7 protein-coding genes, 1 tRNA gene and 1 other RNA gene are annotated in these 12,683 nt (G+C 73.6%); 2 read left to right on the forward strand and 7 right to left on the reverse strand.

What is annotated here, in order from left to right; all coding sequences use genetic code 11:
- Positions 1–9: 9 nt before the first annotated feature.
- The 4 genes from ACWCPI_RS11760 to ffs all read right to left on the reverse strand — a co-directional run bounded on the left by ACWCPI_RS11760 (position 10) and on the right by ffs (position 6,380).
- Positions 10–2,235, reverse strand: coding sequence for a hypothetical protein (locus ACWCPI_RS11760; RefSeq protein WP_451037976.1), 2,226 nt, complete (start codon positions 2,233–2,235; stop codon positions 10–12).
- A 291-nt stretch (positions 2,236–2,526) separates the two neighbouring features.
- Positions 2,527–3,780 (reverse strand): phosphoribosylamine--glycine ligase, encoded by a 1,254-nt coding sequence (gene purD / locus ACWCPI_RS11765; protein ID WP_451037977.1) that lies wholly within the window; start codon positions 3,778–3,780, stop codon positions 2,527–2,529.
- A gap of 156 nt (positions 3,781–3,936) precedes the next feature.
- Positions 3,937–6,222, reverse strand: a complete 2,286-nt coding sequence (locus ACWCPI_RS11770) for a DNA polymerase III subunit gamma and tau (protein WP_451037978.1) — start codon at positions 6,220–6,222, stop codon at positions 3,937–3,939.
- Between the two features lie 59 nt (positions 6,223–6,281).
- Positions 6,282–6,380, reverse strand: an RNA gene (gene ffs, locus ACWCPI_RS11775) — signal recognition particle sRNA small type.
- Between the two features lie 72 nt (positions 6,381–6,452).
- On the opposite strand from ffs, the gene ACWCPI_RS11780 reads away from it, so the two are divergent.
- Both ACWCPI_RS11780 and ACWCPI_RS11785 read left to right on the forward strand, forming a co-directional pair.
- Positions 6,453–6,540, forward strand: a tRNA-Ser gene (locus ACWCPI_RS11780).
- Between the two features lie 437 nt (positions 6,541–6,977).
- On the forward strand, positions 6,978–7,559 hold the full coding sequence (locus ACWCPI_RS11785; protein WP_451037979.1) for a hypothetical protein: 582 nt from the start codon (positions 6,978–6,980) through the stop codon (positions 7,557–7,559).
- A gap of 254 nt (positions 7,560–7,813) precedes the next feature.
- Here ACWCPI_RS11785 and ACWCPI_RS11790 read toward each other — a convergent pair whose 3' ends face one another.
- From ACWCPI_RS11790 to ACWCPI_RS11800, 3 genes are all read right to left on the reverse strand, one after another.
- Positions 7,814–10,243 (reverse strand): SpoIIE family protein phosphatase, encoded by a 2,430-nt coding sequence (locus ACWCPI_RS11790; protein WP_451037980.1) that lies wholly within the window; start codon positions 10,241–10,243, stop codon positions 7,814–7,816.
- A 267-nt stretch (positions 10,244–10,510) separates the two neighbouring features.
- Entirely contained in the window at positions 10,511–11,314 is an 804-nt protein-coding gene (locus ACWCPI_RS11795) for an Fpg/Nei family DNA glycosylase (protein ID WP_451037981.1), read from the reverse strand.
- 50 nt (positions 11,315–11,364) lie between these two features.
- Positions 11,365–12,651, reverse strand: a complete 1,287-nt coding sequence (locus ACWCPI_RS11800; protein ID WP_451037982.1) for a TerD family protein — start codon at positions 12,649–12,651, stop codon at positions 11,365–11,367.
- Between the last annotated feature and the right edge of the window lie 32 nt (positions 12,652–12,683).

Raw genomic sequence — 12,683 nt, forward strand, 5'->3', positions numbered from 1 at the left:
TCCAGGTGTTCAGACGAGTCGTACCGGCTTCTCCGGGCGTATCCCGGACTCCAGCAACCAGGCGCGCAGAGGTGCCGGATCGCCCTCCTCGATCAGGCTGAGCACCCTGGGGGTCAGATCGGCGGCCCTCTCGCCGTTGATCAGAAGGGTGGGCCCGTCGAGCCAGTCCAGCCCTGGGGCCGCGCCTGCCGTGTCCATCGCGGCGCAGCACACCATCGCCGTCACGTGGTCGGTCAGCAGCTCCCGGGACGTGCGCGGCGGTTGGAGCGGGAAGAGGGGCAGCGCGCCGATGTCCAGGAGAGTGCTGCCGGCGGCCGGGGAGGCCGTCCGGTCCGTCGGCGCCGCGGCCTCCTCACGGGCCAGTTCGGCGGTCAGGCCGGCGGCGAGGGTGGAGCTTCGCTCGGTTTCCTCGGCGTCCGAGGGGTGCTCTTCGGCCATGGATGCGTAGGGGGCCTTGGGGGGTGTCGGGGTGTTGGGCGGGGTGGGGGCGATGGGGGCGCCCGGGGCGCCGGGGCCGCTGGGGGCGCCGGGGCCGCTGGGACCGCTGGGACCGCTGGGGCCGCTGGGGCCGCTGGGGCCGCTGGGGCCGCTGGGAGGGTGTGGCGGCTCGGGAGCGTCGGTGGCCTGGGGGGTGGTGGGGGGATGAGTGCCGGGGGTGGGGGTGGGGGTGGGGGTGGGGGTGGGGGTGGTGAGGTCTGAGGTGGGGCCGAGCTCGGGGGTGGGGCCGGTGGTGGGGCCGGGAGCGAGTTCGGAGGCGGGGCCGGTGGTGGGGCCGGGGGTGGGCTCCGAAACAGGGCCGGGAGTGGGCTCGGAGGCGGGTCGAGCTGCGGGGCCGCTCGTGGTCCCGGAGGCGGGCCCGCCATCGGGTGCGGCCGTGGGGTCGGAAGCGGTCGCCGGGCCGGGCCCGGTCGGGGGACCGGTGATGGTGGTGGAGGTCGGTGGGGTCGACAGGTGGTCCAGGACGCGGGCAAGGGTCGGGCCGTCCGCCTCGGGCGCGGTGCCACCGGGCGTGGGGCGGACGCCGAGGGTGTCGAGGACGCGGTGGAGGCGGGCCGCGTCGGTACGCCACTTGCGGTCGACGACCTCCTCCGGATACGCCTGCCAGTCCACCGGGGACCAGTCCGGTCCGGGCTCGGCGGGACCGCCGTGGAAGAGTCGGGCGGCGAGCAGTGAGGCGGCCTCGTCGATCGCGCCGGGCTCTTCGAGCAGGTCACAGGCGGGGCGCTCGCCCAGTCGGGAGGCGAAGCCCTCGGCCAGCCGGTCCCGTCGGGACAGTTCGGTGAGCGCGGCCACGACGCCCGCGTCCAGCCGGGACGGCCAGCGGCCCATCCGCCAGGCCGGCAGTGCGACGCGGGTGAGCAGCCGGTCCCAGCCGGCGTACGCCAGCCCGACCTGTTCCTGGGCGACGATCCGCAGCCCGTAATCCACAGCCTGTGCACGCTCGGCGGCAGCGGCGGCCACGCCCCGCTCCATCTCGGCGGCGTGATCCCGGCAGCTGCGCAGCAGCAGGCGCGCGACCCAGCCGAGGGCCGCGCACACCGCCCGCGACCCCGGGCAGCGGCCGCTCGTCGAGGCGACGGCCACCGCGGCGTCCAGGCCCCGGACGAAGCGCCGGGCCAGGGCTATGTCCGGGTGGGCGGACGGACCCGTACCGGCGACGACCGGGGCGAGGACCGCACGCAGTTCGCCCACGCGCATCCACCACAGGAACGGGGAGCCGATGACGAGGACGGGGGCGGCGGGCGCACGGCGCTGGGCGCCACGGGCGCTCGGGCCGCGCAGGCCGCCAGGTTCGTCGCCGTCCTCGGCCGGTGGACGGCCGTGGGACGGATGCGTGCGGTCCTCCAGCCAGCTGTCGCAGTCCGGGGTGAGCGCTATCGCGGACGGAGCGGGCACGTCCAGGCGGTCGGCGAGGTCGCGCACCATCCGGTACAGGTCCGGCGCCTGCTCCTCGGTTATCGGGACCGTCGGGCTGACGGCGGGGCGGGCTCGGGCCACGACCAGGGCGACACCGGCGGCGGCGAGCAGAACGAGCGCGGCGACCGGGGTCACCACCCAGCGGGCGACCTGCCAGACCGGCCCGACGAGGTGACCGGTGGAGACGCCCGCGAGCAGCACCACGGCGACCGCGGCGGGCAGCAGGGCCACGGCGAGCGCACGGCTGCGAATGCGCAGCACGGCGAGCGCACGGGCGCGCGCGGCCTGCGCACCCATCTCCACACCCATACCGGTCACGCCGGACCTCACCCCCTCCGCGCTGCCCTGGCTGTCCGGACTGTCCTGGCTTTGCTCACTCCCCCACTGTGGCACCCGCCACTGACATCGCAATGCCGGTGGGCCAAGTGCCGGAATGCTTGCGCCGCACCCTAGTTGGGGCCCCGGCTCACGTCAGCCGGATGGGGCATCGGTCACTCGATGGAATGGCTTTGGGGAAAGGTGAACGACGGACAGCAAGGATCAGGCCCCGAATCCTGAGACGGATTCGGGGCCCGCGGGGTTTATCGGAAGCAGGGGTTTCGGGGGTGCCTACGCGCCCTGCGCCGCCTTCGCCGCGATGTCCGTACGGTGCTGGGAGCCGTCGAGCCGGATACGGGCGACGGCCCGGTAGGCGCGCTCGCGGGCCTGGGTGAGGTCCTTGCCGGTCGCCGTGACGGACAGGACGCGGCCGCCGGCACTCACGACCGCCTCGCCGTCGCGCCTGGTGCCCGCGTGCAGGACGTAGGCGTGCGGGGCGTCCTCGGCGGCCACCTCGTCGAGGCCGGTGATCGGGTCGCCGGTGCGCGGGGTTCCCGGGTAGTTGTGCGAGGCGACGACGACGGTGACCGCGGCGTCCTCGCTCCAGCGCAGGGGCTCCAGGTCGGCGAGGTCGCCCCTGGCGGCGGCCAGTAGGACGCCGGCCAGCGGGGTCTTCAGACGGGCCAGGACGACCTGCGTCTCGGGGTCGCCGAAGCGGGCGTTGAACTCGATGACCCGTACGCCGCGGGAGGTGATCGCCAGACCGGCGTAGAGCAGGCCGGAGAACGGGGTGCCGCGTCGGCGCATCTCGTCGACGGTCGGCTGCAGGACCGTCTCCAGGACCTCGCCGACCAGCTTCGGGTCCGCCCACGGCAGCGGGGAGTAGGCGCCCATGCCGCCGGTGTTGGGGCCCTCGTCGCCGTCGAGGGCGCGCTTGAAGTCCTGGGCGGGCTGGAGCGGGACGACCGTCTCGCCGTCGGTGATGGCGAAGAGGGAGACCTCGGGGCCGTCGAGGTACTCCTCGATGACGACGCGTTCGCAGGCGTTGGCGTGCGCCCGGGCCGCTTCCAGGTCGGCGGTCACGACGACGCCCTTGCCGGCGGCGAGACCGTCGTCCTTGACTACGTAGGGGGCGCCGAAGGCGTCGAGGGCCTCCTCGACCTCGGCGGGCGTGGTGCAGACGTAGGAACGGGCCGTGGGCACGCCGGCCGCGGCCATCACGTCCTTCGCGAACGCCTTGGAGCCCTCGATCTGCGCGGCCTCCCCGGAGGGGCCGAAGACGGGAATGCCCGCCTCGCGCACGGCGTCGGCGACCCCGGCGACGAGCGGCGCCTCCGGCCCGACGACGACGAGGTCGGCACCGAGCTCCGTGGCCAGCGCGGACACGGCCTTGCCGTCCAGGGCGTCGACCTGGTGCAGCTCGGCGACCTCGGCGATGCCGGCGTTGCCGGGTGCGCAGTGCAGCGCGGTGACGTCGGGGTCGAGGGACAGGGAGCGGCACAGGGCGTGTTCGCGGGCGCCGCTACCGATGACGAGGACCTTCACGGGGGTCAGCCTAACGGGGTTCTTGTGCGGGATGCCGAGGGGCCGGGGGTTGGCGACCTGTACGTTCCTCCAAGTCCGCCCCGTGTGCTCGTTCAAGTCCGCGCGTCTACGAAGTCAGTGCTCTGCGAAATCCGCGCGTCTGTGAAGTCCGTGCGTCTACTCGTTCATGATCTCTTCCACCACCGTCGCCCCCAGCTCCCGGACGATCAGGTCGTACCCGGACAGGGCCGACTCGTTGAGGTCGGGGTCGTCGTCCTCGGGGATGTCGTCCTCGATGGAGACGGGGGGCGGCGGCTCGGGTGCGGAGCGCTGCGGCGCCGGGGCGGGGGCCGAGGCCGTCGGGGGCGAGGTCGGCGCCGTGGACTGGGCAGGAGCCGGGCGCTGAGGGGACGGCGCACCGCCGCCGAAGCCGCTGTTGCCGCCACCGCCGTAGCCGCCCGCGCCGCCCCCGGCGTGGCTTCCGGCCCCGCCGCCGCCGAAGCCGGGGGAGCCGCCGGTCGGCGCAGGAGCCGAGCCGCCACCGGACGGGTCGACGATCGCCTCGATCTTCCACTGCACGTTGAACTGCTCGGCCAGCGCCTGCCGCAGGACGTCCTCGCTGCCGCTGCTCGCGAAGTTGTCGCGCGCCCCGGCGTTGACGAAGCCGAGTTGCAGGGTGGTGCCGTCGAAGCCGGTCACCTGGGCGTTCTGGCTGAGCAGGATCCAGGTGAAGCGGCGCCGGTTCTTGACGGCCTCCAGGATGTTGGGCCAGAGCATGCGCGGGTCCAGGCCGCCGCTCGGAGGGGCGTAGGCGGGTGCCGCGCCCGGGGTGGGGGCCGGCGGGGGTGCCGAGGGCTGCGGAGCGGGTGTGGGGGCGCCGCTCGGCGCGGCCGGGGACTGCTGGGCTCCGCCGCCCGCCGAGGCCGCCGTGGGCCAGCCACCGGGGCGGCGGCCGCCGCCTGCGGACGCGGCGGTGGGCCAGGCGCCGGGGGCCGGGGCAGAGGCGGGAGGCGCGGCGGGAGCGGCGGCCGGGGCGGGCGCAGGCGTGGACTCCGCGGCGACAGGGGCCGGAGCTTGGGATTGCTGGGGTCGCTGGGGCTGTTGGCCGGCCTGCGGTCCCGCAGCGGGAGCCGAGGGGGTGGGCGGGGTGGGTGCCGTGGGCGGCGCACCTGGAGTCCGTACGGCGGCCCGGGCCGCGGCGGGCCCGCCACCCGGCGGAACGGGCGCGGCGGCGGCCGCCCCCGCATGGGCGTCGGGCCCCGGCACGTACCCCATGGCGGGCATGCCGGCACCCGCGGAGAAGTTGCCGCCCCGTTCCAGGCGGTCGAGGCGGGCCATCACGGAACGCTCGTCCCCGTACGCCGCGGGCAGCAGCACCCGGGCGCAGATCAGTTCGAGCTGGAGCCGCGGGGAGGTGGCGCCCCGCATCTCGGTCAGCCCCTCGTTGACGAGGTCGGCGGCCCGGCTCAGCTCTGCGGCGCCGAAGGTGCCGGCCTGGGCCTGCATGCGCTCCAGGACGTCGGCGGGGGCGTCGAGGAGCCCCTTCTCCACGGCATCCGGCACGGCGGCCAGGATCACCAGGTCCCGCAGCCGCTCCAGCAGGTCGGCGACGAAACGGCGGGGGTCGTTGCCCCCCTCGATGACACGGTCCACGACCTCGAAGGCGGCGGCCCCGTCGCCGGTCGCGAAGGCCTCCACGACGGAGTCGAGCAGCGAACCGTCGGTGTAGCCGAGCAGCGAGGTGGCCATGGCATACGTCACACCCTCCTCCCCCGCTCCGGCGAGCAGCTGGTCCATGACGGACATCGAGTCACGCACGGATCCCTGACCCGCGCGCACGACGAGCGGCAGCACGCCGTCCTCGACGGGGATCTCCTCCCGGCCGCAGACCTCGGCGAGGTAGTCGCGCAGCGTGCCCGGCGGGACGAGCCGGAAGGGGTAGTGGTGGGTCCGCGAGCGGATGGTCCCGATGACCTTCTCGGGCTCAGTGGTGGCGAAGATGAACTTCAGGTGCTCGGGGGGCTCCTCGACGACCTTCAGCAGCGCGTTGAAGCCGGCCGACGTGACCATGTGGGCCTCGTCGATGATGTAGATCTTGTAGCGGCTGGAGGCGGGGCCGAAGAAGGCCTTCTCCCGCAGCTCACGGGCGTCGTCCACACCACCGTGCGACGCGGCGTCGATCTCGATGACGTCGATCGAGCCGGGCCCGTTGCGGGCCAGGTCCCGGCAGGACTGGCACTCTCCGCACGGGGTCGGCGTGGGCCCCTGCTCGCAGTTCAGGCACCGCGCGAGGATCCGCGCACTGGTCGTCTTGCCGCAGCCGCGCGGTCCGCTGAACAGGTACGCGTGGTTGACCCGGTTGTTCCGCAGCGCCTGCTGCAGCGGGTCGGTGACATGCTCCTGCCCGATGACCTCGGCGAAAGACTCCGGGCGATAGCGGCGGTACAGCGCGAGAGACGACACGCCTACGAGGTTATAGGCGCCCACTGACAACGAGCCCCGCCCGCCGACCCGCCTCCGGACACGCAAGCGCCCCCCACGCACCCGCCAGAGCCAACCTACCCTTGCTGCCTTCCGGCCCTGGGGGAGTTCAGTCAGATAGCGCCGCGTGAGGGGCTCCACAGAGAGTACCCGATGTCAGCAGCGGGGAACGAGTTCGCGAGCACTCCTCTCGGTCATGTAATGTTTCCGGCGGAGGATTCGCCTAGAGGCCTAGGGCGCACGCTTGGAAAGCGTGTTGGGGGCAACCCCTCACGAGTTCGAATCTCGTATCCTCCGCCAGCCCAGAGGGCCGGACCGCATCAGCGGTCCGGCCCTCTGGCGTTTGTCCGTCTCGGTTTCCGTCTCGGTTTCCGTCTCAGTCGGTTCTCGGCGGCTCCCGGAGCTCGTCGCCGACCTCTTTCGCGACCTTGCGGAGCATGGTCCCGGTCACATGCACGGACGAGCTAGCCTCGCCGAGGGCGACCCGGACATGCGTTCTCCGAGACGTACGGCTTGGCGATGTTCTCGGCCCGGTGCTCAAGCCGGCTCCGGATTGCGGTGCCGCGGCGGCATCCGATGAGCGCGAGAATCATGCCGGCCTGGGTGCCCCGGCATGATGGGCACGACCGTGCATCACGGCTACCGGCGGCGGCCTGGTGCATCCGGGGGTTCCGCAGCGGCGGGCCGGGGGGATCTTCCGTGGGGTGAGGTCTTCCGACTGCACGAAGGGGGGCATCGTGGACGCCGGTTGGACGGGGTTGTTGATCGCGGTGGTGGGCGTGGCGGGCACGCTGGGAGCCGCGGTGCTGACACAGAACCGCGCGGACCGCACCAAGCGCATGGAGCTCCAGGCCGCCGCTGAACAGCGGCGTGAGGAACGCGGTCATGCCGAGGAACTGCTCAGGGCGGAGCAGACCCGACAACAGCAGCGCGAGAACCTTGAACGGCGGCGCACCTGCTACGTCACACTGAACACTGCCTCACGCCAGTACGTGACGGCGATGACCAACTACCTCTACGCGCTTCAACGCAGCGAGGACGTTGCCACGGCCCTGGAGAGTCTGGAGGCGGGCAGGCTGGCCTATCGGGACAGCTACGCGGAATCCCAGATGATCGTTCCGGAGGCGGTGTTGCGCGCCTCCAGCACGGCAAAGAGACGTTTGAACGCCGCGTACGGCAAGCTCAGGAAGTACGGAGCGGCACCCGCCACCTATGCGGAGGAACTGGCGGCCCTGGAGGGTGAACTCCGCAAGGAGGTCTGGCCTTACCTGGGGGCGCTGAAGAAGGCCATGCGTGCCGACCTGGGCGTCGACGACTAGAGCGAACCGGTCCGGCCCGGGCCGCAGACGTCCTGAGCGGGGCAGGCGGGGTCTCGGGGCGAGGTGGCCTGCGCGGCGGCCGCGGTGTCAGGTCCGGGACCTGTGTCGGGGAGGAGATCGAGCTGACGGCCGGGACCGCGGCCGTCGTGCCGCGCGGTCGCCGGCACCGCATCGCCCTGGGCGGCCCCAGCGACCTTATGTCCGTCACCCTGCCGCGGGGCAGCCGCCTGGAGAAGCGGAAGCGTGGGTGATCTTCATGTCCCGTGGTCGAGGGCCTGCTCCGTCCAGATCGTCTTGCCCTTCGGGGTCTGGCGTGTGCCCCAGCGTCGGGTGAGCTGGGCCACCAGGAGCAGGCCCCGGCCGCCCTCGTCGTAGGTGCGGGCGCGGCGCAGGTGGGGGGAGGTGCTGTCGCCGTCGGTCACCTCGCAGATGAGGGAGCTGTCGTGGGCGAGGTGGATCAGGCGGAGCTGGATGGGGGGCTGGGCGTGGCGGATGGCGTTGGTGACCAGTTCGCTGACGACCAGTTCCGTGACGAAGGCGGCGTCCTCCAGGTCCCAGGCGTCCAGCTGGGCCAGGGCGTCCTTGCGGGCCTGGGCGACGGCGGACGGGTCGGCCGGGACGTCCCAGGCGGCGACCTGGGAGGCGTCCAGCGCGCGTGTACGGGCCAGGAGGAGGGCGACGTCGTCGGGCGGGCGGGGCGGCAGGAGGTCGGTGAGGATCCGGTCGCACTGGGCGTCCAGGGTCGGCTCCGAACGCGTGAGGAGGCGGCAGAGGCGAAGGACGCCATCGTCGCCACGGGCGCGGCGGCCCGGTGTGATCAGGCCGTCGGTGTAGAGGGCGAGCAGGCTGCCCTCGGGCAGTTCGATCTCGGCTGCCTCGAAGGGCAGGCCGCCCAGACCCAGCGGCGGGCCGGCCGGCAGGTCGATCAGCTCGGCGGGGCCGCCGGGGCTCACCACGGCCGGCAGGGGATGTCCTGCGCGGGCCAGGGTGCAGCGCCGTGAGATCGGGTCGTACACCGCGTACAGGCAGGTCGCTCCCACCTCGCCGCCGGTGTCCCGCTCGGTGGACAGGCGGGCGACCAGGTCGTCGAGGTGGGTGAGCAGTTCGTCCGGCGCCAGGTCGATGTCGGCGAGGGTGCGTACGGCCGTGCGCAGGCGGCCCATGGTCGCCGAGGCGTGGATGCCGTGGCCGACGATGTCGCCCACGACGAGCGCCACGCGCGCCCCGGACAGGGGGATCACGTCGAACCAGTCGCCGCCCACGCCGGCGTGCGCGTCGGCCGGGAGGTAGCGGGAGGCGACCTCGACCGCGGCCTGCCGCGGCAGCCGCTGCGGCAGCAGGCTGCGCTGCAGCATCACCGCGGTGCCGCGTTCGCGGGTGAAGCGGCGGGCGTTGTCGATGCACACGGCCGCCCTGGCCGCCAGTTCCTCGGCGAGCACCAGGTCGTCCTGCCGGAAGACGTCGGGGTTGCGGTGACGTGCGAAGACGGCGACGCCCAGGGTGGTTCCGCGTGCCGTCAGGGGCACCGCCATCACCGAGTGGACCCCGAACTCACGGACCCGGGAGGCACGGGCCGGGTCGCGGGCGACCAGGGCGGTGATCGCGGGGTTCGTCATCTCGTACAGCTTGGCCCGGCCCGAGCGGAGCGTCTCGGCCGGCGCGGAGCCCGCCGGGTACTCGTCGAGGCTGCCGAGGGCGACGACCGCCTCCGGGACGCCCGGGGTCCCGGACTGGTGGGCGGCCCGGCGCAGCACGACGGGGCCGGTCGTGGCCACGGCGTCCGGTGGCGGCTCCTGGAGGTCGTCGAGGGTGGTCAGCAGGTCTACGGTGACGAAGTCGGCGAAGTCGGGGACCGTCACGTCGGCCAGCTCCTGGGCCGTACGCATCGCGTCGAGGGTGCTGCCGATGCGCCGGCCGGCGTCGGCCATCAGCTGGAGCCGCTTGCGGGCCCAGTACTGCTCCGTCATGTCGTGCGAGGTGAGGCACACGCCGCGCAGGGTGCCCGCGGCGTCGCGCAGCGGCGACATGAGGACGGACCAGGCGTGCGTTCGGGACGCGCCGGCGGGGCGCAGGAAGTCCTCGTCGTACTGCGGCTCGCCGGTCCGAAGGACCCGCGCCATGCTCTGCTCCGCCCGCTCGCCGGCCGGGTCGTCCACGATCTCGTTGACGCGCAGGCCGAGCATGTCGGCCTCGGTGAGGGCCACGGCCTTCTCCATGGCCCCGTTGGCCCGCCGCAGGCGGAGCCTGGTGTCGTACAGCGCCAGCGCGCAGCACGGGGACTGGGCGAACGTCCAGGACACGAACGGCTCGTCCAAGGGCTGGGGCCGGCGGCCGGTCACCGCGGAGACCACGAACCATTCGCGTCTGCCGGTGGGCGCCGTCCTGTGGTGCGCGAGGACCTTGATCTCCCGCCGTCCGCCGTCGAGGTGCCGGAGGGGGATCTCGCCGTGCCATCTCGACAGCCGTGCGAAGGGCGGCAGGTCCGGGGCCGGGACCGGGTCGGCCAGCAGGTCGGCCGCCGGCCGTCCGACGATCTGTGCGCCCGAGTACCCGAGGAGCCGCTCGGCACCCGCGTTCCACCCGGTCACCGTGCCCTGTTCGTCGATGGTGACGCGGGCCGTGAGCTCCTCGCCGACCACCTCGTCGAGCGGACCGGGCGCCCGGCCGATGGCGGGCTCGTCCATGATCGCTCATCTCGCTCTCGCAGAGATCCGTCAGGTCGGCGATCCGCGGCGCGCGGTCCGCCCCCGCGCGTCCGCGGACGTCGTTGCCCGGACTCAGAGCCCCGGACAGCAGTGGAGTCCGATCAGCTCGCGGGGTCCGGGTGCGTGCGACCGCAAGGCGCCGGAAGCTCCTCGCAGCGGAGCTACCAGGGGCTTTCGGCAACGCGGCGAGCGTACGTGCCGGGCGTCGCGAGCCGGACTCCAACCTTGTGCGGAGCTCTTCAGCCATTATCGCCGTCCGGTGGCGCTCGGCGCGGCCTGGCAGCTCGGGCACCACACCGTGGTCCGGCCGCCCACGCGGGTCCGGCGCAGGGGGGTGTGGCAGCGGGGGCAGCGAGGGTCGGGGGAGTCCCGGTGGCCGGTCAGCCAGGAGTCGCGGGGCGGGACGCAGCCGGCGGTGACCGCGGGACGCAGGGTGCGGCGCATCTCGGTGTACAGACGGTGGGCCTCCGGCCCGGTCAGGGCGTTGGCCGGGGTGCCGGGGCGCAGCCTCGCGCGCCACAGGATCTCGTCCGCCAGGAGGTTGCCGAGGCCGGCCACCACCGACTGGTCGATCAGCACCGCCTTGAGGCGACCGCGGTGCGAGGCGAGCGCCCCTTCGAATGCAGCGCGGTCCACCGTCAGGGCGTCGGGGCCCTGCCGGCCGAGCAGTCGTAGGACGTCGCGGTCGTCCTCCGCCAGCCACAGGCCCTGGAGTTTGCGCTGGTCGCGGTAGCGGAGCTGGCGGTCGCGGGCGAGGGTGAACAGGACCCGGTCGTGCGGCTCGGGCCCGTCGTCGGGGTGGGCGCAGAGCAGCCGGCCGGTCATGCCGAAGTGCAGCAGCAGGGTGGGGCCGCCGGTACGGGCGAGCAGCCACTTGCCGTGCCGTTCCGTCCCGGTGACGCGCCGCCCCTCCAGGGCTTCCCGCAGCCGCCGCGCGTCGATCCCGTGCAGGACGCCCGCGTCGCGCACGTCGACGCGCCGGACGACTCTGCCCTGGGCGCAGGACCGGAGGACCTCCCGGAACCCTTCGACGTCTGGCAGCTCGGGCATGGCGGACGGCTTTCGGCACTGGGAGGCGGTGTGCCTGCCCGAGTGCCCCGTCAACGCCTCTTGAACTCCACCGGTCCCGCGTTCATCTCGACGGTGCCGTCCGGGTGGAGGACCGGGCGGCGTTCGGTCATGCGGGCGCTGTACGCCTCGACCTGGTGGATCGCGGCTCCGTCGGCGTCGGTGAAGTCGACGAGGGCGATGGCCACCCAGTAGCGGGTCTTGGTGTTCTCGAAGAGCGGGACGGTGACCGTGGAGCCGCGACCGTCGGTGACCACGACCTTCGCCCCGAAGCTGCGGAACGAGCCGAAGCCGTTGCTGACCGCGGAGTACGCGCAGAGCAGGACGTAGCCCTGCTGGTCCGGGCGGACGATCCGCAGTGTCTCGCGGCCGGGGACGCGGGCGTCGCCGTCGAGGTGGATGAAGGGAGGGTGCTTCAGGGAGCCGAGGCTCTTGTAGTAGACGACGTCACCGTGGCCGCCCTTCTTCGCGGCGCTCTCGCCGGGGGCGGGGCGGGACCTCTTCTTCGCCGTGACGAGGGTGCCGGGTGCCTGGTCGCCGCGCACCGCCTTCGAGGCGGGCACGAACAGGGCGTACAGGTCGAGGTCGGCTCCTCTCCTGCGGCGTTCGTCGCTGCCGCCGTCCCACTCCAGGGTCGCCGTGACCACCAGCTCGCGATCGGCCTTGTCCAGGCTCATCGAGACCTGGCCGCCCTTGTCGAGGCTGACCGTGCCGAGCGGGGGCTTGCGCAGGCTCATGGGGGGCGGGACGGCGGCGGGTCGCGTCGGTACGGGCCGCTCGGGTTCCCCGGACGGCTGCTCCGGTTCCGCCACGTCGATGCCGAAGTCCGTGGCGAGACCGGCCAAACCGTCGGCGTAGCCCTGGCCGATGGCGCGCAGCTTCCATGTCTCGCCCCTGCGGTACAGCTCCACCAGCAGCACGGCGCGCTCGCCGTCGGTGAGGGCGGGCGGACGGAAGCGGACCGGGTCGGCGCCGGCCTGGGTGGCGTGGACCAGTACGTCCTCGACCTCGCGGAAGGTGCGGCTGACGTCGTCGGGATCGCAGCTGCCGACCAGGACCACCCGGTCCACGTCCGCGGGCAGGGCGGCCGGGCTCACCTCGATGCGTTCGGGGCCGTCGGCATCGGCGGCGAGGTGGCGGACGGCACCGGACTCGGCGGACGGCTGGTTGTAGAAGACCAGGTCGTCGTCGGAACGCACCTTGCCGTCCGCGGCCACCAGCAGGGCGCTGAGGTCGACCGTGCCGCCGACGGTGCGCAGTTCGGCCACGAGGGGCCCGGAGCCCACCACGGTGTTCCCGCCCTTGCTCAGCTCCGGCATGCCGCCCCGCCCCTCGAATATCCCGATGATGT

It is taken from the genome of Streptomyces sp. NPDC001920 (assembly GCF_053594495.1).